At 63.4% G+C, this 20,038-nt stretch carries 14 protein-coding genes; 8 read left to right on the top strand and 6 right to left on the bottom strand.

What is annotated here, in order from left to right:
* Positions 1-5: 5 nt before the first annotated feature.
* Positions 6-2,657, top strand: coding sequence for an aminopeptidase N (gene pepN / locus OUZ45_RS14425; protein WP_266170825.1), 2,652 nt, complete (start codon positions 6-8; stop codon positions 2,655-2,657).
* 137 nt (positions 2,658-2,794) lie between these two features.
* On the opposite strand, the gene OUZ45_RS14420 is transcribed toward pepN, so the two are convergent.
* Complete coding sequence (locus OUZ45_RS14420; protein ID WP_266170824.1) at positions 2,795-2,980, bottom strand: hypothetical protein; 186 nt, start codon at positions 2,978-2,980, stop codon at positions 2,795-2,797.
* A 561-nt stretch (positions 2,981-3,541) separates the two neighbouring features.
* Here OUZ45_RS14420 and mnmG point away from each other — a divergent pair.
* From mnmG to OUZ45_RS14400, 4 genes are all read left to right on the top strand, one after another.
* Positions 3,542-5,419, top strand: a complete 1,878-nt coding sequence (mnmG, locus tag OUZ45_RS14415) for a tRNA uridine-5-carboxymethylaminomethyl(34) synthesis enzyme MnmG (RefSeq protein WP_266170823.1) — start codon at positions 3,542-3,544, stop codon at positions 5,417-5,419.
* Positions 5,420-5,514: 95 nt separating this feature from the next.
* Positions 5,515-6,285: an RDD family protein gene (locus OUZ45_RS14410; RefSeq protein WP_266170822.1), complete on the top strand. Its 771-nt coding sequence runs from the start codon at positions 5,515-5,517 to the stop codon at positions 6,283-6,285.
* A gap of 208 nt (positions 6,286-6,493) precedes the next feature.
* A complete protein-coding gene (locus tag OUZ45_RS14405) occupies positions 6,494-8,824 on the top strand; it encodes a Tex family protein (RefSeq protein WP_266170821.1) in 2,331 nt (776 codons plus the stop codon).
* A 119-nt stretch (positions 8,825-8,943) separates the two neighbouring features.
* Positions 8,944-10,794 (top strand): autotransporter outer membrane beta-barrel domain-containing protein, encoded by a 1,851-nt coding sequence (locus tag OUZ45_RS14400; protein WP_266170820.1) that lies wholly within the window; start codon positions 8,944-8,946, stop codon positions 10,792-10,794.
* Between the two features lie 103 nt (positions 10,795-10,897).
* Here OUZ45_RS14400 and OUZ45_RS14395 read toward each other — a convergent pair whose 3' ends face one another.
* Positions 10,898-11,764: a YbaY family lipoprotein gene (locus tag OUZ45_RS14395; RefSeq protein WP_266170819.1), complete on the bottom strand. Its 867-nt coding sequence runs from the start codon at positions 11,762-11,764 to the stop codon at positions 10,898-10,900.
* A 594-nt stretch (positions 11,765-12,358) separates the two neighbouring features.
* Between OUZ45_RS14395 and OUZ45_RS14390 the strand changes: the two genes are divergently transcribed.
* Positions 12,359-12,922 carry a helix-turn-helix domain-containing protein gene (locus OUZ45_RS14390; protein ID WP_266170818.1) on the top strand — a complete coding sequence of 188 codons (564 nt, stop codon included), beginning with the start codon at positions 12,359-12,361 and terminating at the stop codon, positions 12,920-12,922.
* Between the two features lie 74 nt (positions 12,923-12,996).
* On the opposite strand, the gene glyS is transcribed toward OUZ45_RS14390, so the two are convergent.
* Positions 12,997-15,144 carry a glycine--tRNA ligase subunit beta gene (gene glyS / locus OUZ45_RS14385; RefSeq protein WP_266170817.1) on the bottom strand — a complete coding sequence of 716 codons (2,148 nt, stop codon included), beginning with the start codon at positions 15,142-15,144 and terminating at the stop codon, positions 12,997-12,999.
* Positions 15,141-16,052, bottom strand: coding sequence for a glycine--tRNA ligase subunit alpha (glyQ, locus tag OUZ45_RS14380; RefSeq protein WP_266170816.1), 912 nt, complete (start codon positions 16,050-16,052; stop codon positions 15,141-15,143). Before glyQ ends, glyS begins: the two co-directional genes overlap by 4 nt.
* Before the next feature lie 92 nt (positions 16,053-16,144).
* Here glyQ and tfpB point away from each other — a divergent pair, with 92 nt between their 5' ends.
* Positions 16,145-17,965: a type IV pilus assembly ATPase TfpB gene (gene tfpB / locus OUZ45_RS14375; protein ID WP_266170815.1), complete on the top strand. Its 1,821-nt coding sequence runs from the start codon at positions 16,145-16,147 to the stop codon at positions 17,963-17,965.
* Positions 17,966-17,992: 27 nt separating this feature from the next.
* Positions 17,993-18,718 (top strand): glutamine amidotransferase, encoded by a 726-nt coding sequence (locus OUZ45_RS14370; protein WP_266170814.1) that lies wholly within the window; start codon positions 17,993-17,995, stop codon positions 18,716-18,718.
* Position 18,719: 1 nt separating this feature from the next.
* Here the strand turns inward: OUZ45_RS14370 and OUZ45_RS14365 are convergent, their stop codons facing one another.
* A complete protein-coding gene (locus OUZ45_RS14365; RefSeq protein ID WP_266170813.1) occupies positions 18,720-19,043 on the bottom strand; it encodes a DUF1820 family protein in 324 nt (107 codons plus the stop codon).
* Positions 19,044-19,052: 9 nt separating this feature from the next.
* Positions 19,053-19,736 (bottom strand): rhomboid family intramembrane serine protease, encoded by a 684-nt coding sequence (locus OUZ45_RS14360; protein ID WP_266170812.1) that lies wholly within the window; start codon positions 19,734-19,736, stop codon positions 19,053-19,055.
* Positions 19,737-20,038 lie beyond the last annotated feature (302 nt).

The raw sequence follows: 20,038 nt of genomic DNA, 5'->3' as shown, positions 1-20,038 counted from the left end.
TCCCTATGAATCCACACAACGCCCCATCCTCTCCCCTCATTCGCCTGAGCGACTACCGCGCCCCGGCCTGGCGCGTGGAGCGTGTGGAGCTGGACTTCGATCTCGGCATCGATGCCAGCGAAGTCACCGCCCGCCTGCATCTGCGCCGCGACCCGTCGCAACAGGCGCCGCTGCGACTGGATGGCGAGGGCCTGGAACTGCTTTCCATCGCGCTCGACGGCAAGCCGCTCGACGCTGGCAGTTATCGCCTGAGCGATAGCGCGCTGGAGGTCGATGGCGCACAGGATGGCAGCGTGCTCGAGACCCGTGTACGCCTGCTGCCGGCAGCGAATACCGCCCTCGAGGGGCTCTATCTGTCCGGCTCGCGTGAAACCGGCTTCCTGCTGACGCAGTGCGAGGCCGAGGGCTTTCGACACATCACCTTTTTCCCCGACCGGCCTGACGTGTTGGCGAGCTATACGGTGACCTTGCACGCGGATCGCGAGCGTTTTCCCGTGCTGCTGGCCGGTGGCAACCCCGACGGCGCAGGCAACCTGGAAGGCGGCCGTCATTGGGCACGCTTCGTCGATCCGCATCCCAAGCCCAGCTACTTGTTCGCCTTGGTCGCTGGCCGGCTGGAGAAGATCGAGCGCGACTACGTCACTGCCGATGGCAGTGACGTGAAGCTGGTGATCTGGTCCGAAGCCAATGTGATCGACCGTTGCCACTACGCGATGGATGCGCTGGAGCGCTCCATGCGCTGGGACGAGCTGGCATACGGGCGCAACTACGATCTCGACGTGTTCCACGTGGTCGCCACGCACGACTTCAACATGGGTGCGATGGAGAACAAGGGCCTCAACATCTTCAACGCGAAGTATTTGCTGGCCGACCCGGATTCCACCACCGACGACGAATACCGCGCGGTGGAGGCGGTAGTGGCGCACGAGTACTTTCACAACTGGAGCGGCAATCGCGTCACCTGCCGCGACTGGTTCCAGCTGTCGCTGAAGGAAGGTCTCACGGTGTTCCGCGAGCAGCAGTTCTCGGCGGACATGAACTCTCCGTCGCTCAAGCGCATCGAAGACGTCGCCTTGCTACGCCGCGCTCAGTTTCCCGAGGACGCCGGCCCGCTGGCGCATGCGGTGCGTCCATCGCAGTACAGCGAGATCAACAATTTCTACACCGCCACCGTGTACGAGAAGGGGTCCGAGCTGATACGCATGCTCGCGGGCCGGCTCGGAAGCGAGGGCTTTCGTCGCGGCATGGATCACTACTTCGAACGAAACGATGGGCGCGCCGCGACGCTGGAAGATTTCCTCGGCGCGCTGGGCGAGGCGAACCAGACCAACCTTTCGCCTTATCTCGCCTGGTACGCCCAGGCCGGCACGCCGCGCCTGAAGGTACGCGGCGATTACGATGCCGCGCGACGCGAATACACACTGACGCTTTCTCAGCACACGCTTGCCACTTCGGGCCAGCCGGAGAAGTTGCCGCTGCCGATTCCAGTCAAGCTGGCTTTGTTCGCCAGGGACGGCCGCATGCTTCCGCTGCATATGGACGGCCATGCGTCGGAAGGTCAGGTCGAGTGGGTCGCGGTGCTCGACAAGGCAGAACAACGTTTCGTGTTCCGCAATGTTGATGCGGAACCCGTGCCTTCCTTGTTGCGAGGCTTTTCGGCACCGGTGATCCTCGAAGGCAACAGCACGCCGACGGAGCTTGCGTTGCTGCTTCGCCACGATGTCGACGGCTTCAATCGCTGGGAGGCCGGCCAGCAACTGGCGGTGAGCGCCTATGAAGCACTGCGCGACGGCGGCGACGATGGCGCCATCGTCGCCTGGTGCGAGGCATTGTCCGCCTTGTTTGCCGATGGCGCCGTTGACGATGCCCTGCTCGCCGAGTTGATGACGCCACCGGGCGAAGTGGAACTGGCCGAGCGCGAGCATGAAGTCGACCCCGACCGTATCCATGCCTGGAGACAGGCGCTGCAACATCGGCTTGCCACCCGCATCGGCGCCAATGCGCTGCAACAGCGCTACCAGGCGCTGGCGGCAGCGGCCAGCGGGCGGCTCGATGCGAATAGCCAGGCCCAGCGCAGGCTGAAGCGGCGCGTGCTCGAATTGATGGCCCTGCTCGACACAGACGATGCGCAAGCGCTGGCCGCCCGCCAGTACGAACAAGCGCCCAGCATGACCGACCGCTTGGCCGCACTGACGGTGCTGGTGCGCACCGATGCACCCCAAGCCGCTGCCGCGATCGCCCATTTCCGCGGACGCTATGCCGACAATCCGCTCGCGCTGGACAAGTGGTTCAACGTGCAGACGCAACGACGCGGCGCGGCCTCACTGGCGCGCATTCAAGAGCTTGAGCGCGACCCTTCGTTCACCCTCAGGAATCCGAACCGCGTCAACGCGCTGTTTGGCGCCTGGGCTCGCAACAATCCAGCGGGCTTCCATCAGGCTGATGGCGGCGGCTATCGCCTGCTGTCGGAACGGCTGGGCCAACTCGACGCCCTCAATCCGCAGATCGCGGCGCGACTCGCTACCGCATTCAACGGCTGGCGCCGGCTGGAGCCGGTGCGTCGTGCGCAAGCCAAAGCGGCGATCCTCTCGCTGGCGGAGCGGCCGGGGCTGTCGCGCAATCTCACCGAGATCGTGCAAAGCATGCTGCACGACTGACGGCCCGGTCGGCGGTCACGCTGACATGGGTCGCAAATCGTGGAACACACACGCCCCGGGTGCTGCCCGTCATCGACGGGTCACCCGGGCGGCGTCGCGATAGGTTGACGCCCCGTGCGGACGCAGGCCGCGGTGAATCAGACCGGCAGATGGTTCAGCGCATCGCGCAAGCGATGCATGCGTGATTCGAGACGGGGGCGCAGCTCGCGTTGCTCCTCTTCGGCGCGCAAATCCAGATGCTCCATGGCCATCTCGACGCGGCCGATCTCGATCAACAAATCGTGGTGCGGATACACCGGCTGAAAATCGTGATTCGTGTCCATGCTCTTTCTCCCTTCAAGCCTTGCAACAGGAAGGAAATGCAACAGACATGCCACGAGTGTGATGTAAATCACATCGCATTCGGTCCCACATCACGGAATGACGCGTAGCGTCATCTGCTGCCACGATCCGGCACAAATCTCCGTTTTAGTCACCCCATGTTCACGCGCCCGGCGTAAATATCGGTTCTACGACGAGGCAGCGCTTGCTGCCTGCGCCACCGTCTTCACGGTTTCTGGCGCCCGGCAACACGGTCATCCTGGATTCCCCCTGTTCCTGAGACCGCCGGGCGCCAGATCTTATTCGCCAGACCGGCCTATCCGGTTCCGGCAGCGCAAAAAACGACGGCGCCCATCGGGCGCCGTCTCGCTTCCTCTCCCGGCACGCAATCGAACCCCTGTCGTTCGATCTCGGCGCGCGTTTCCGCGCAGCTTCTGCCCGTGAAAGTGCACAGGTGTAAGTGCAGAAAGCGTGCCAGGCATTCCTTACAAGGCTGTAAGACACTGACCGCGCTACCATAGCGCCCTATTTGGTCACTTTTTGCGCTGTCAAGGCAGTTCCTCATGCTCCATCCGACCCACTACGACGTCATCGTGATCGGCGGCGGCCACGCCGGCACCGAAGCGGCCCTGGCCGCGGCGCGCACCGGCGCGCGCACGCTGCTGCTCAGCCACAACATCGAGACGATCGGGCAGATGAGCTGCAACCCGGCCATCGGCGGCATCGGCAAAGGCCACCTGGTGAAGGAGATCGACGCGCTGGGCGGCGCCATGGCGCGGGCCGCCGATCGCGCCGGCATCCAGTGGCGCACGTTGAACGCCTCCAAGGGTCCCGCTGTACGCGCTACACGCTGCCAGGCTGATCGCGCGCTGTACAAGGCCGCGATCCGCCGCATGGTGGAAACCCAGCCCAATCTGGAGCTGTTCCAGCAGGCGGTAGACGATCTGGTGCTGGAAGGCGGGCGCGTCACCGGCGTGGTGACGCAGATGGGCCTGACCTTTCGCGCCCGCGCAGTGGTGCTCACGGCCGGCACCTTCCTCGCCGGCAAGATCCACATCGGCCAGGCGCAATACGCTGGCGGCCGTGCCGGCGATCCGCCCGCCAGCACGCTGGCGCAGAAGCTGCGCGAGTTGCCCGTGGCCGCCGACCGCCTGAAGACCGGTACGCCACCGCGCATCGACCTGCGCAGCATCGATTTCAGCGGTTTGGAAGAACAACCTGGCGACGATCCCGCGCCGGTGTTCTCCTACCTGGGTTCGCGCGCCGAACATCCGCGCCAGGTCAGCTGCTGGATCACCCACACCACCGAACGCACCCATGAGGTGATCCGCGGTGCGCTGGATCGCTCGCCGCTGTACACCGGGCAGATCGAAGGCATCGGCCCGCGTTACTGTCCTTCGATCGAAGACAAGGTGGTGCGCTTCGCGGAGAAGTCCTCGCATCAGATCTTTATCGAGCCGGAAGGGCTGGACACGTTTGAGGTCTACCCCAACGGCATCTCCACCTCGCTGCCCTACGACGTGCAGCTGGCGCTGGTGCATTCGATCAAGGGTTTCGAGAACGCACACATCACGCGACCGGGTTATGCGATCGAGTACGACTATTTCGACCCGCGCGGCCTGCATCCGTGGCTGGAAACCAAAACCATCTCTGGCCTGTATTTTGCCGGTCAGATCAATGGCACGACAGGCTATGAAGAGGCCGGTGCGCAGGGCCTGATCGCTGGCCTCAACGCTGCATTGGCGGTGCAGGGCAAAACGCCGTGGTATCCGCGTCGCGACGAGGCCTACATCGGTGTGCTGATCGACGACCTGACCAGCAACGGCACCATCGAGCCCTACCGCATGTTCACTTCGCGCGCCGAATACCGGCTGCACTTGCGCGAAGACAACGCCGACCTGCGTCTCACTGAAACCGGCCATACCCTCGGGGTGGTGCCGCAAGAGCGTTTCGATGCGCTACGCACCAAGCGCGACGCGGTGGAGCAAGAAACGCAGCGCCTCGGCGCATTGTGGGCTGCTCCGAACAACGCCCTCGGCGCATCGATCGAACGCCAGCTTGGTATCGCCGTAAGCCGCGAAACCAATGCGCTGGATTTGCTGCGTCGTCCCGAGTTGGACTACGCGAAGATCACCTCCGTGCCTGAGCTTGGGCCCGCGGTCGAGGACGCCAGCGTTGCCGCACAGGTCGAGGTGCAAACCAAGTACGCCGGCTATCTGGAGCGCCAGCGTGAGGAAATCGAACGCCAGCGCCGTCACGAGCAGACCACCATCCCGAGTGGCTTCGACTACGACAAAGTGCGCGGCCTTTCCGCCGAAGTGTTGTTGAAGCTCAAACGCGTCCAGCCGGAAACCATCGGCCAGGCCGCACGCATCAGCGGCGTCACGCCAGCGGCCATCTCGTTGCTGCTGGTGCACCTGAAACGTCGCGCTGCGGCCTGAACCGGTACGCGGGAACGACGCACCAACGCATGCAGCCATCTACACCGTCGACGCATGGCATCATACGTCCCCTGGTGACCCGCGGAGCGCACACGATGGAAGTCTGGATCGGAAGGGACGGCGAACGGCTCGGCCCGTACAAGGAGGCGGATATCCGCCAATGGCTGCGCAGTGGCCAAGTCAGTCCCGACGATCTCGGCTGGTATGAAGGCCTGGCCGACTGGCAGCCGCTATCGGTTCTGTTTCCGGATGAAAAGCCGGCCGTTGCCTCCACTGCTCCACCTCTTCCTCAACGCACCGCATCAACGCCGGCGTCGGCGTCGGAAGCCGCTGCCGACTATGCCGGCTTCTGGCAGCGCTTCGGCGCATGGGTCATCGACCTGATCGTGCTGATCGTGCCCTCCATCATCGCTTTCTACGCCCTTGGCGGCCTGGACGCTTACAAGCATTTTCTTGAGCAGATACAGGCGGGTGCGGATATGGCGACGGCCATGCGCGAATATGCCCTCAGCGCGCAGAGTTCTTCCGTCGCGACCGTCGTCATCGGTTTCGTTTACTACACGCTGTTCGAAGGTTCGAAGTGGCAGGCCACGCCAGGCAAGCTGGCCCTGCGCTTGCGCGTCACCGACTTGGACGGCCGGCGCCTATCCCTGGGCCGCGCCGCAGCACGCAACGCGGTGCGCTTGACCAATATCATCATTTGGCTGATTCCGTTCGTGTGCTACCTCGCCGTGGCGTGGACACAGCGCAAGCAGGGGTTGCACGACCTGGTTGCGAGCACGCTGGTGCTCAACGGCCGCGTCGGCGAGCAGCCGCCGCAGCGTCCGCAGGCGGACGGCAGCCATCACGGTTCGTTCGACGCCTGAACTCGCCGCCAGGGCAGCCAGCGGGTAGCGGGCTGCCCTTCGCTCCACGTAGGTTGGATCACAGGATTCGTGCGGCAGCGCTGCTTCTGCCCCCCCATCCTCATCGTTCTGAGCTAGCTGCGCCGGACATAAAGGAACGCCTTGCTATCATCAGCAGTCCGATCCATTCGATCGGGAATGCCGACAGTCAAGGAATCCGTACAACCCCATGCTCAGCATCGAACAACGCATTGCCCAGGACATCGCCGCCAAGCCGGAGCAGGTCAACGCCGCGGTGGAACTGCTCGACGGTGGCGCCACCGTGCCGTTCATCGCGCGCTACCGCAAGGAAGTCACCGGCGGTCTCGACGATACGCAGCTGCGTCTGCTTGAAGAGCGCCTGCGCTATCTGCGCGAACTGGAAGAGCGCCGCAGCGCGATCCTTGCCAGCGTCGAGGAACAGGGCAAGCTCAGCGACGCGCTGAAGGGCGACATCCTGGCCGCCGATACCAAGGCGCGCCTGGAAGATCTCTACCTGCCGTACAAGCCCAAGCGCCGTACCAAGGCGCAGATCGCACGCGAAGCCGGCCTGGAGCCGCTGGCCACGGGCCTGCGCGAAGACCCCACGCAGTCGCCGGAAGCCTTCGCTGAATCGTTCGTCGATGCCGAGAAGGGCGTGCCGGATGTGCGCGCCGCACTCGATGGCGCCCGCGCGATCCTGATGGAAAGCATCGCCGAAGACGCTCATCTGGTCGGTGAGCTGCGCGACTGGCTGTGGGACAAGGGCCAGATCCGCGCCAAGGTAGTGGAAGGCAAGGAGAACGAGGGCGCGAAGTTCCGCGATTACTTCGACCACATCGAAGCGATCGGCAAGATTCCGTCGCATCGTTTGCTGGCACTCATGCGTGCGCGCAACGAAGGCGTGATCGAACTGGAACTCGCACCTGCGGCTGACGCCGAGCAGGGCCACCTGGAGGGTGAGGGCCGCGTTGCCTCACACGCGGGCATCCTCAACCAAGGCCGCGCTGCCGATGCCTGGCTGCGCGAAACCGTGCGCCTGACCTGGCGCGTGAAGCTGCACCTGCATCTCACGCTGGACCTGTTCGGCCGCGTGCGCGAAGGCGCCGAGGACGAAGCCATCCGCGTGTTTGGCGACAACCTCAAGGACCTGATGCTGGCCGCGCCGGCCGGCGCCAAGACCGTGATGGGCCTGGACCCGGGTATCCGCACCGGCGTGAAAGTGGCCGTGGTCGATGCCACCGGCAAGGTCCTTGCCACCGACACCGTGTATCCGCACGAGCCGCGCAAGCAATGGGATCAGTCCATCGCGCGCCTTGCCGTGCTCAGCAAGCAGCACGGCGTGAACTTGATCGCCATCGGCAACGGTACCGCCTCGCGCGAAACCGACAAGCTGGCGGGCGAGCTGATCAAGAAACACGCGGACCTCAAGTTGTCCAAGATCGTGGTGAGCGAAGCGGGCGCGTCGGTGTATTCAGCGTCGGAAGTGGCGGCGAAAGAATTCCCCGATATGGATGTGAGCCTGCGCGGCGCCGTCTCCATCGCGCGCCGCCTGCAGGATCCGTTGGCCGAACTGGTGAAGATCGAGCCCAAGGCCATCGGCGTGGGCCAGTATCAGCACGACGTGAACCAGGTGAAGCTGGCCCGCGCGCTGGACGCCAAGGTGGAGGACTGCGTGAACGCGGTGGGCGTGGACGTGAATACCGCCTCCGCCGCCCTGCTCTCTCGCGTGGCGGGTTTGTCCGCCAGCGTCGCCGAGAATGTAGTGAAGCATCGCGATGCCAACGGCCCATTCGCCAACCGCAAGGCACTGCTGAAGGTGCCGCGCCTGGGGGACAAGGCGTTCGAGCAGTGCGCGGGCTTCCTGCGTGTGACCAGCGGCGACAACCCGCTGGACGCCAGTGCAGTGCATCCGGAAGCCTATCCGGTGATCGAGCGGATCATCGCCCAGTGCGGCCGCGAGGTGAAAAGCATCATCGGCGACACCGGCTTTCTGCGCGGCCTGAAGGCGGAGCAGTTCACCGACGAGCGCTTCGGCGTGCCGACCGTGCGCGACATTCTCAAGGAGCTGGAGAAGCCGGGCCGCGACCCGCGCCCGGAGTTCGTCGCACCGAGCTTCGCCGAGGGCGTGGAGGATCTGAAGGATCTGCGTCCCGGCATGATCCTCGAGGGCCGCGTGACCAACGTCGCCGCGTTCGGCGCGTTCGTGGACATCGGCGTACATCAGGACGGCCTGGTGCACGTCTCGTCGTTGTCGCATACCTTCGTCAAGGATCCGCGCGATGCGGTCAAGGCCGGCGACATCGTCAAGGTGAAGGTGATGGAGGTGGACCTGCCGCGCCAGCGTATCGGCCTGAGCATGCGTCTGGACGACGAGCCAGGACAGGTTCGCGGTGGTCGCCCAGCGGGGGGTAATGACCAGCCACGCGGCGGGCAGCGTGACAATCGCGGCCCACGCCCGGGTGGCGGTGCGCCCAAGACCGCGCCCACACCGGCCAATAGCGCGTTTGCCGATGCGCTGTCCCGCGCTATGAAACGCTAAAAGTCGACGACCCGTGCATGCTGCGTTGCGATGCAGCGCAGCATGCGCTTACGTATGGGCATGCATTACCGTAACGAAGGAATAACAAAGGCCATTCCGGCCCCAGGAGCGTTACTACCATGCCCCGCACTCGCCATATCGTCGGCGCTATCGCCGCTGCTCTAGTGTTTACCACTGCCGCATCCGCTACCGATTTCAGCAAAGTCGTCGTGTTCGGCGACAGCCTCAGCGACAGCGGCAACATCGCCAATCTGTTGGGTTCTCCGGTGCCGCTGCGCTTCACCACCAACCCCGGCACCACCACGGCCGAGAACGTCGCCGCGACGCTCGGCCACCCGGTGAGCCCGTCGCTTTCCGGCGGCACCGATTTCGCGTTCGGCGGCGCCGGCATCGTAAACAACTCGCCGGGCACCCCGGCTGGCGTGCCGCTGTTGCCGCAGCAGATGCAGATGTACCTGGCCGCCAACGGTGGCCAGGCGGATTCGAAAGCCCTGTATCAGGTATGGGGCGGCGCCAATGACGTCTTCTACCTGACCGACCCGGGCACCGGCCTTCCACCCGCCGCCATCGCTGCTGGCGCCGTGGCTGCCGCCCAGACAGAGGTTGGCATGCTCAGCCAGCTAAAGGCGGCCGGCGCCAAGTACGTGGTGGTCTACAACCTGCCCGATATCGGCAAGACCCCCGGTGCTGCGGCAGGTGGCCCGGCCGGTCAGGCCGGCGCGACGCAGGTGTCGCTGGCCTTCAACGGCGTGCTCGGTGCGGGTATTGCCCAGCTGAGCAACAGCGGCCTGAACGTGATTCCGGTGAACACCTTCGCGTTGATCAACGAGGTCATCGCCAATCCGTCGGCCTATGGCTTCACCAATGTCACCACGCCAGCCTGTAACGGCAGCTCGGTGCAGTGCGGCCCGGTCGGCTCCGGCCTACCTTTCAGCTATGCACCGGGCACAGACAAGACGTATCTGTTCGCCGACGACGTGCATCCGACCACGGCAGCTCACGCCATGCTGGGCCAGTACGTGGTGTCGCTGATCCGCGCACCGGGCCAGATCTCCCTGCTGGGTGAAGCCCCGCTGGCAGCCAGCGCCGCGCAGACCCGCGCCATCCGCAACGAGATGCTGGCCGACAGCATGGGCAGCGACACGCGCTTCTTCGCCAATGTCGATTACGCCCGCCAGCGCTTCGATCAGCAGAGCAGCTCGCCCAAGACCACCAGTAACAACGTGAACCTGACCCTGGGTGCCGACGTGCGTGCCAGCGAGCACATCTCGATGGGCGTGGCGATGGGTATCGGCCAGCACAACGCCGATTTCGCCGGTGGTGGCGGTTACAAGCTGCAGGACGTCAGTGGCCTCGGCTATGTGACGTATCACAACGGCGGCGGTTACGTGGGCGGCTACGCCAACTTCGCCCAGTCCAACTTCTCCAACATCGAACGCCGTATCACGCTCGGCCCTGCGCAGCGCAGCGAGAGCGGCAAGGCCGACGGCAACCGCCTGGGCGGCGGACTCACGGGCGGTTGGTGGTTCGACGTTTCCAGCCTGCGTACCGGCCCGTTCGCCAACGTCGAGTGGCAGACCGTCAAGGTCAACGGCTACAGCGAAAACGGTAGCGATAGCACGGCGATGTGGTTCGACCGCCAGCAGCGCGATGCTCTGATCTCCACCTTGGGCTGGCGCCTGCAGGGCCACTGGCAGGCAGGCAGCATGATGTTGTCCCCGTACGCCGAGATCGCCTGGAACCACGACAGCAAGGCCGACCCGCGTTCGGTCACCGCTGGCGTGAACAGCATGCCGGGCAGCTTCGCGCTCACCGGCTATACCCCCGACAAGACCTGGGGCAGCGCGGATCTGGGCCTTTCCGCTCAGTTCAGCCCGAACGTCACCGGCTGGGTGGGCTATAGCGGCCGCTTCAGCGACAACAGCCAGAAGTACAACAGCGTGAACCTGGGTGTGAAGGTAGGTTTCTAAATCGTCGGCTTCCGAGCCGACCTTCGCCCAAACAAAAAGCCGTCCGCTCGCGCGGACGGTTTTTTCATGGGTGGACGTCCGTTTGGACGTCCAGACGGCTGGCTTACTTGCCCTTGCCGCCGGTGGCCAGACTCAGAATGGCCTGCGCCTGCTTTTGCAGACTGGCGGCTTCGTCGTCACCCAGCACCTCGGTCTTGCTGCCAGCCTGCGTCTGCTTCAGCACCAGCGCGCCCTCGCCGTTCCAGCCGGCACGCTCGGTGGAGGTGGGCTTGGCGTCTTTGCTGGCCTTCTTCTGCTGCACTACCACCCACGGCTTGCCGTCTTTGAAGCCGTAATCGGTACTGGTAAAGCCCTTGTCGCCGTAGTCGACCTGCTCGCGGATGAACTTCACTTCGCCTGCTTCGCGGAACACCTGCCAACTGCGCGAGACATTGGCTTCGAGCTTCTGGCCCGGGGTGATCTTCATGCCGCCGATCTGCTTCTGCACGCCATTGAACGCAGCCAGCTGCTTCTCGCCCGGGGTCTGCTCACCCACCAGCTGGATCGACACCTGGCTGGCGGCGCCCTTGGTCAGCACGGGCGACTGCAGCGGCGCGGTGTAACGGCGGTCACCGTCGGTCAGCACGGCCTGCACGATGATGATGTCGGCCGGGTTCACGTCGGCCGGATTGAAGTCCAGCTCGAACGACTGCGGCATGCTGGCCGCGGGATCGATCGTCTTGCTGGCCAGAGGCGGGGCATCCTGCGCCGTCACGTCGATCAGCTTGATCTCCAGCTTGGCCTGCGGCGAGAGCTGAGCCGCATCGCGCAGCGTCACGGTGCCGCTGACCGCATTGGCCTTGGCTGCCGGACCTGCTGCCGCCGTAGCGGGCTCGCCACCCTGTGCCGCGGGCTGCGACTTATCCGAAGAATTGCAGCCGGCGAGAGCCAACGCTGCCACTGACATCAGCGACCAAACCAACCTGCGCATGTGGAACCTCAATCAATCGATGAAACGGGGGCGCGAGACCATGATTTGACGCAGTGCGCCGGGGTAATCGCGGGGGAAGTTCCAAGCATACCGAAAATTATCCGCGCGGAAAAGTCAATAGGAACAAGACGCTCCATACGCCACCGAAGGGGAAGCCTGTCGCAATCCTGATCGGACATCGTGTGGCGACCTTCACCACGTTCCGGGCTAGTTTGGCCGACGAAGACATAGCCCGAAACGGATCGAGGCGGTGCTCACAACACTATCCCGAGACCCAAGGATTACGACGCGGAGTGGAGGTTTTCGAGGCGTCTTAAGAAACAGGTCCGAGGTAAAGCTCAGGTCTTAATGAAGTTGCGAAGCCAAAAGGCAGCAACAGCCCTCTCTGCGCAAGACCAAGTACTCCAAATCGAGGCTCGTGCGTTTTCCCGCTCAGAGACTGGATTTCTTACGGATTACTCCGCAATAAGTGACGAATCCAGATGAAGATCGCAGGAAGGGCCCCCGTGTAATAACGGCCTCCCATCGCATCGTCGTAAGCGTTTCGAAAGCCAACTGAGTAAAAGTCAACTGCCAGACTGCCTAGGAGCCCCCATGGCTACGCAACTAAATACGATGTCCCAGAATGCGGGAACTTTCGCGGATCGCATTAAGGTGCTGATCCAGCGTGTTGGGAGCGTCACTGAAATCGCTCGAATGTGCGGTTTTTCTGAGGGGGTAGTCCGCAGTTGGCGCGACGGAAACACGGATCCCTCCCGCGCCCGTTGCGTGACTCTGGCTAAAACCCTAGGGATTTCTCTCGTCTGGCTGGTAGCCGGCGAAGGCACCATTCAGACTGACGCCATGACGAGTGGAGAGGAACAGAACAGTTCCGAGACCTCGCTTTCGCACCGACGCACCAAGTTGCGCAGCGCCGCGGACACGCTGCATGCCACCGGCCTGGCCATGGACCCGATGCGCCTGAATACTGCACTGCGCATCCTGCAGTCGGAGCTGGATCTGGCCGAGAGCCATCTTTCGCTGGCGGATAATGCCGATTTGCTGTCCGACCTCTACGAAATTCTCGGTCCGGGCGGCAATGACGTGGATGCTACGGAGATGGTGGCGTTCAACCATCGCCTGGCCGACCGGCTCAAGCGCGACCGCCAGACGATCTGATTCCTTGGGCAGTTGAGGGATAGAAAAACGGCAGCCCAGGGCTGCCGTTTTTTGTGCCGCGGGATCGACATCGCTCAGAGGCGAGCGATATCCGCGATGGCGGTGAATTGCGCCTTGAGCTGCCCCAACAAAGCCAGACGATTGGCGCGTACCGCAGGGTTTTCGGCGTTGACCAACACGTTGTCGAAGAACGCATCGACCGGTGCTTGCAGCTGAGCCAATCGCGCCAGCACGGCGGTGTAGTCGCCGGATTGCAGCGCACAGGCGGTATCGGATTTCGCCGCGTCGAGGGCCGTGGCCAGGTGGCGCTCGGCATCGGCTTCGAAATGGGTCGGATCGACCGCCGTACCCACCGCCGGCGTACCGGCCTCCTCTGCCTGCTTACGCAGGATATTCGCGACGCGCTTGTTGGCAGCGGCGAGGCTGAGTGCCTCCGGGCGACGACCGAACTCGGCCACTGCACGCAGACGCCGATCGAAATCGACCAGCGATGCCGGCGCCACGGCCAGCACAGCCTCGAACTGTTCACCGGTGAAACCCTGTTCGGCGTAATAGCCACGCAGGCGTTCAATCACGAAGTCGTACAGCTCTTCGACCAGCGTGGCGCGGCGCTTGCCGGCATCCAGCGGCGGCGCCTTGCCGTCCTTGCCTGGCTTGATGCCTGCGGCCAATGCAGCGTCCGGAATGAGCTCCAGCGCCTCGACGAAGCTCCCCTTAAGGTCGAGTTCCAGCTTGCCTTCCACCAGGGTGCGGGCCAGGCCCAGTGCCGCGCGGCGCAGTGCGAACGGATCCTTGTTGCCGCTGGGCTTGAGGCCCACGGCGAAAATGCCGGCCAATGTATCAAGGCGCTCGGCTACCGCCAGCACCTGACCGACCTTGCCGGCGGCGATGGCGTCACCGGCGAAGCGCGGCTGGTAATAGCTGTCCAGCGCGTCAGCCACTTCGGCGACTTCGCCGTGATGGCTGGCGTAGTAACGCCCCATCACGCCCTGCAACTCGGGGAATTCTCCGACCATCCGGGTCAGCAGATCGCACTTGCTGAGCGCAGCGGCGCGAGTGGCCTCGCTGGCGTCTACGTCCACCCGATTGGCGATGATGCGGGCCAGTTCGGCCACACGCACGCTCTTGTCCCACAGGCTGCCGAGCGCCTGTTGGTAGGTGACGTTCTTCAGCTGATCCTGGTAGCCGGCCAGTGGTGTCTTCAGGTCTTCGTCCCAGAAGAACTTGGCGTCGGCAAAGCGCGGACGAATCACACGCTCGTAGCCTTTGCGAATCTCGATCGGATTCTTGCTGTCGATATTGGCAACACCGATGAAGTGCTCGGTGAGCTTGCCGGCGGCGTCGAACACCGGTACGAATTTCTGGTTGGTCTCCATGGTGGTGACCAGAGCTTCCGGCGGCACGGTGAGGAACTCGCGCTCGAAGGTGCAGGCGATCGCCGTCGGCCACTCGGTGAGATTGGCGATTTCGTTGAGCAGGGCATCGTCCAGCTGCGGCTGACCGCCGGTCTGTTTCGCAGCCTTGGCCACCTCGTCGCGGATGCGCTGGCGACGCTCGACCGGATCGGCCAATACGTTGGCGACGCGCATCGCGTCCAGCCAACTGTCCGCATCAGCCACATGCACCGGCTGCGCATGCATGAAGCGATGACCGCGCGACTTTCGGCCACTCTTGAGGCCCAGCACTTCGCCGTCGACGATATCCGCGCCGTGCAGCATCACCAGCCAATGGGCCGGGCGCACGAAGCTGTAGTCGTGATCGCTCCAGCGCATCGGCTTGGGAATCGGTAGACCTTTGAGCGCTTCGTCGACGATTTCCGGCAGTAAGGTCGCCACTCGCTGACCCGGCTTCACAGCCCGGAACACGAACCAGGACCCCTTGTCGGTTTCCAGCTTTTCCAACTGCTCGACGGTGACACCACAGGACTGCGCGAAGCCCTGCAATGCCTTGCTCGGCTGGCCTTCGGCATCCATGGCAGCATTGAGTGCGGGACCGCGGCGTTCGATGGCCTGCTCTGGCTGAGTGACGGCGACGCCAGGGATATGGACGGCCAAACGACGCGGCGAGGCATACGCCGTGGCGAGATCCAGCGAAGCCTCTATGCCACGCTTGGCCAACCCGTCGCAGATACCCCGCTGGAAAGCAGAGGCCAGTTCGTCGAGCGCTTTCGGCGGCAGTTCTTCCGTGCCCAGCTCGATCAGCAAAGACTTGGCGGCGCTCATGCGGCCTGCTCCTTCTTGTTGCGCTTCAGGCCCGGAAAGCCGAGTTTCTCGCGTTGCGCCACATAGGTTTCGGCCACGCTGCGGGCCAGCGTGCGCACACGCAGGATGTAGCGCTGGCGCTCAGTGACGCTGATCGCACGGCGTGCGTCGAGCAGGTTGAACGTGTGGCTCGCTTTCATCACTTGCTCGTAAGCCGGCAGCGGTAGGCCAGCGGCGATCAGCTTGTTCGCCTCGCCCTCGCATACGTCGAACCAGCGCAATAGCTCAGGCACATTGGCATGCTCGAAGTTGTAGGTGCTCTGCTCCACTTCGTTCTGATGGAACACGTCACCATAGGTGACGGTGCCGTGTGGGCCTTCGGTCCATACCAGGTCGTAGACGTTGTCCACGTTTTGCAGGTACATCGCCAGGCGCTCGAGACCGTAAGTGATCTCGCCGGTCACCGGACGACATTCCAGGCCACCGGCCTGCTGGAAGTAGGTGAACTGGGTGACTTCCATTCCATTTAGCCAGACTTCCCAGCCCAGGCCCCAGGCGCCTAGCGTGGGTGATTCCCAGTTGTCTTCGACGAAACGCAGGTCATGCACCTGCGGATCGAGCCCGAGCTCCTTCAGCGAGCCGATGTACAACTCCAGAATGTTCTCGGGGTTGGGCTTCATCACCACCTGGTATTGGTAGTAATGCTGAAGGCGGTTGGGATTTTCGCCGTAACGGCCGTCGGTGGGACGGCGCGAAGGTTGCACATAGGCTGCGGCCCAGGGTTCGGGACCCAGCGAACGCAGGAAGGTGGCGGGATGGAAGGTGCCGGCGCCGACCTCGATATCGAGTGGCTGCAACAACACGCAACCCTGCGCCGCCCAGTAGCGGTTGAGGGTCTGGATCACATCCTGGAAGGTGCGAGCGGACATGGCTTTCCGTGACCTGGAATAAAGCGAGTTAGTATAGCGGCGCGCTATGCTTCTGCCTTATCGCGGGCTGAAAACCAAGAGGAATCTGACGCATGGCAGCCTCACCGCAAATCGCGTCTCTGCTGGGCCGACGGGGTCGGCTCGCGCTGGACGACGTGTTGGCCGCCCTGGTCGTGGACGGATTTCTGCTGGCCGACGACGCCAAGCACGTAAGGATGGGCTCGCGTGGCGGACGTGCCACGGTGGAGTTGCATCCGTTGGTATTGATCGCCAACGCCAAGCTACCCAATCAACGCGAGCCTGGGCGCCCGCTGAGCCTGGAAGCGCTGACCGAATGGCTTGCGGCGCAGGCAGGCCTGTCGTATCTGAAGATCGATCCGATGAAGATCAACGCTGCCGCGGTAACGCAGGTGGTCAGCCATGCCTACGCACAGCGCCACCGCATTCTGCCGGTAGCGGCCGCGCCGGGTGAGGTCACTTTTGCTACCTGTGAGCCGTTCGATGCGGGCTGGGCGACCGATCTTGCCCATATGTTGCGCCGGGATGTGCGCCGGGTGGTAGCCAACCCGCTGGACATCAATCGCTACCTCCTGGAGTTCTACGGCGTCCAACGCTCGATCCAGCTGGCACAGGATGCCAAGACCACGGGCTACGACTCATCCTCCATTCTCAACTTCGAGCAACTTGTGGAGTTGGGCAAGAGTGGCGAGGTGGGTGCGGACGACCGCCATGTCGTGCACATCGTCGACTGGTTGCTGCAGTACGCCTTCGAGCAGCGCGCGTCGGATATTCACCTGGAGCCACGCCGCGAAGCCGGTCAAATGCGTTTCCGCATCGATGGCGTGATGCACAAGGTGTTCGAGCTGCCGCCACCGGTGATGACGGCAGTGACGGCGCGCATCAAGATCCTTTCGCGCATGGATGTGGCCGAGAAGCGCCGCCCGCAGGATGGCCGCATCAAGACCCGCTCATCCTCCGGTCGCGAAGTAGAGCTGCGCATTTCCACCATGCCGACCGCATTCGGCGAGAAGGTGGTGATGCGTATTTTTGATCCGGACATCGTCGCCAAGGATTTCTCGCAGCTCGGGTTTTCTCCCGACGAGGGTGCCCTCTGGCGTGGCATGGTGGAGCGCCCGCATGGCATCGTGTTGGTCACCGGCCCTACCGGCTCGGGCAAAACCACCACGCTGTACTCCACGTTGAAGCATCTGGCTACGCCTGAACTCAATGTGTGCACGGTGGAAGACCCGATCGAAATGGTCTCGCCCGAGTTCAATCAGATGCAGGTGCAGCAGTCGATCGACCTCGATTTTGCCACTGGTGTGCGTACCCTGCTGCGTCAGGACCCCGACATCATCATGGTCGGCGAGATCCGCGATTTGGAAACGGCGCAGATGGCGGTGCAGGCTTCACTGACCGGCCATCTGGTGTTGTCCACCTTGCACACCAACGATGCGCCGAGCGCGGTTACACGTTTGCTCGACCTCGGCGTCCCGCATTACTTGATCCAGTCCACGCTGACCGGCGTGGTAGCGCAGCGACTGGTGAGAACGCTATGCCCACATTGCAAGCAGGCGACCGCGCAGGAGCCACACGAATGGATGGCCCTCACTCACGGTTGGGCGCTACCGATTCCAGAAACCGTGTTCAAACCGATGGGTTGCCTAGAGTGCCGGAATACAGGCTTCATGGGTCGCACCGGCGTTTATGAAATGATGCAACTGTCGCCGCGATTGCGCGGTCTCATTTCGGCCCAGCTCGACCTTGGTGGCTTCGGTGCTGCTGCGCTGGCGGAAGGCATGCGCCCCTTGCGCATCTCGGCGGCGACACAAGTGGCGCGTGGATTGACCACGGTGCAGGAAGTGCTCACTGTATTGCCACCGATTGAAGCACCTGACAATCACCAACCCTGAAGCGCATTACGTAACGGCAAGCCACGCATGAAGCCCGTCTTGATTATCCGCACCGGTCGCGCGCCCGACTCTATCCGCGCGCGCCACGGCGACTTTCCTCACTGGTTTCGCTTGAGTGCTCAGCTGGCACCGGAGGAGATCCGGATCATCGATGTAGCCGCCGGTGAAGCCTTGCCGCCGCCGCGCGAAGTCGCCGGTGCCTTGATCACCGGATCCGCCGCCATGGTCACCGAACGTGCTGATTGGAGCGAACGCACGGCCGGCTGGATTCGCGATGCGATGGACGCGGAGTTGCCCATATTCGGGGTTTGCTATGGCCATCAGCTGATGGCCCATGCCTTGGGTGGACGCGTTGATTACCTCCCGGGCGGGCGTGAGATCGGCACGCTGCCGATCGAGGTGCTGGCCCATGCGCAACAGGACCTTCTTGCCGCAGCCCTTCCTTCCAGTTTTCGCGCACACACCACGCACGAGCAGAGCGTAATGGAAGTGCCCAAGGGTGCCACGGTGCTGGCCAGCTCCGCGCGCGACCCGCACCACTTGCTGCGGTACGGCAAGCGGGCCGTCAGCGTGCAGTTCCATCCGGAATTCAATGCGGACGTGATGCGCGCTTATATCCATCGCAAGCGCGAGGACATGCACAGGGAAGGCTTCGATCCGCACGGCACCTTCCGTCAGGTAGCGCCAACACCGATCGCACGGCGCCTACTGCGCCATTTCGCGAGGCATCACGGGCTGGCGGCGGCTCGCTGAGTCAGCGGCTGCGCGGCGGCATCGGAAACGGTGTCACTTTCTGGCCATCGTTCGCATCGCGAATGGCCAGAGCACCCTTACGTTCGACTTCCTCGATACGAACCACCGACTGCATCGGCAGGTGCAGCACGCGCGTGTCCTTGAACTCCTCGCGCAGCTTTTCCTCGGTGGGATCGACCAGCAGGCCCTCGCCCACCGGCTCGAATACCAGCTCGCCCACTTCGGTAAAGCCCCATAAGCCACTGGAGGCTACATGCCGCGCATACAGCTCGTAGCTCTTGCCTAGATGTAGGAAGGTAACTTTGTAGAGTTTCTTAGTGCGCATAGCCGTATTTTATCCGCGCAGGCGGCGTGCGATCGCCTTGCGTGAGAACAAGGCAAACACCACACCAAACAGGAAGCCGGCGATATGCGTCCACCACACGACGGCGCCGTAACTAGGACCGGCATAGCTGAAAAGCAGCTGCAGCAACACCCAGATGCCAATCAACAGGAAGGCGGGCACGCGGACGAATTCGAGGTACAAGCCCAACGGCAGTACCAGACCCAAGCGTTCGCGGGGGAACAGCGCGATGTAAGCGCCAAGTACAGCCGAGACCGCGCCGCTACATCCGATGATGGGCGAATGTACGCCGGCCAACGACAACGCTCCGACCAGATTGGCAACAATCCCGCCCAGCAAAAATAGCAGCAGAAACCGCGTTGAGCCGAGCGTACGCTCGGAAGACAGGCCGAAGATCACTAGGAACAGCATGTTGCCCAGCACGTGTAGCCAGGCGACGTGAATGAACAAGGCGGTGACCAGCCGGAGCAAGGACGGATCATGCAGTTGCGCAAGAATCGGTTCGCGCGCGTCGAAGATGTTCGCTGGCACCGTGCCCCATTCGAGAAGCATGGACAGGCGCTGCCGCGCCGGCATCAGTGCGAGCCCCACAAAGCTGAGTACGCAGAGCACGACAAGCAACATGGTTGCCCACTGCAGACGCGGGCGACGCCGGGTTTCGACATGGACAAACACGCAGGACTCCCTCGGTCACAGCGTCTGATACAGCTGGCTACCGCATCATAGGTGATGCCAAGGGTTCGGCAAGGCTTGGCGTGCCGTAGTTTTGCGGTCGAGGCCGCACCATGCACGCGCGACGTTCGTTAAGTCCCTGCCAAAGCACAGAACGCTGTGAGTTGGCCCTCAATTCCCGCAAAGAAAAACCCTCCGTAGCGCGAGCTACGGAGGGTTTGGGATGAAGCCCCTGGCGGTGACCTACTCTTGCATGGGCAATGCCACACTACCATCGGCGCAGCTGCGTTTCACTTCCGAGTTCG

The sequence above is a fragment of the Dyella subtropica genome, from assembly GCF_026283965.1.
Lineage (GTDB): Bacteria > Pseudomonadota > Gammaproteobacteria > Xanthomonadales > Rhodanobacteraceae > Dyella_D > Dyella_D subtropica.
Note: the sequence above shows the minus strand (reverse complement) of the source record. Positions and strands in the feature narration are given on the sequence as shown.

Coding starts and splice junctions, on each gene's coding strand:
- mnmG (WP_266170823.1), top strand. CDS start 3,542: ATGCTCCATCCGACCCACTACGACGTCATCGTGATCGGCGGCGGCCAC.
- tfpB (WP_266170815.1), top strand. CDS start 16,145: ATGGCAGCCTCACCGCAAATCGCGTCTCTGCTGGGCCGACGGGGTCGG.
- OUZ45_RS14405 (WP_266170821.1), top strand. CDS start 6,494: ATGCTCAGCATCGAACAACGCATTGCCCAGGACATCGCCGCCAAGCCG.
- OUZ45_RS14400 (WP_266170820.1), top strand. CDS start 8,944: ATGCCCCGCACTCGCCATATCGTCGGCGCTATCGCCGCTGCTCTAGTG.
- OUZ45_RS14390 (WP_266170818.1), top strand. CDS start 12,359: ATGGCTACGCAACTAAATACGATGTCCCAGAATGCGGGAACTTTCGCG.
- pepN (WP_266170825.1), top strand. CDS start 6: ATGAATCCACACAACGCCCCATCCTCTCCCCTCATTCGCCTGAGCGAC.
- OUZ45_RS14370 (WP_266170814.1), top strand. CDS start 17,993: ATGAAGCCCGTCTTGATTATCCGCACCGGTCGCGCGCCCGACTCTATC.
- OUZ45_RS14420 (WP_266170824.1), bottom strand. CDS start 2,980: ATGGACACGAATCACGATTTTCAGCCGGTGTATCCGCACCACGATTTG.
- OUZ45_RS14365 (WP_266170813.1), bottom strand. CDS start 19,043: ATGCGCACTAAGAAACTCTACAAAGTTACCTTCCTACATCTAGGCAAG.
- OUZ45_RS14395 (WP_266170819.1), bottom strand. CDS start 11,764: ATGCGCAGGTTGGTTTGGTCGCTGATGTCAGTGGCAGCGTTGGCTCTC.
- OUZ45_RS14410 (WP_266170822.1), top strand. CDS start 5,515: ATGGAAGTCTGGATCGGAAGGGACGGCGAACGGCTCGGCCCGTACAAG.
- glyS (WP_266170817.1), bottom strand. CDS start 15,144: ATGAGCGCCGCCAAGTCTTTGCTGATCGAGCTGGGCACGGAAGAACTG.
- glyQ (WP_266170816.1), bottom strand. CDS start 16,052: ATGTCCGCTCGCACCTTCCAGGATGTGATCCAGACCCTCAACCGCTAC.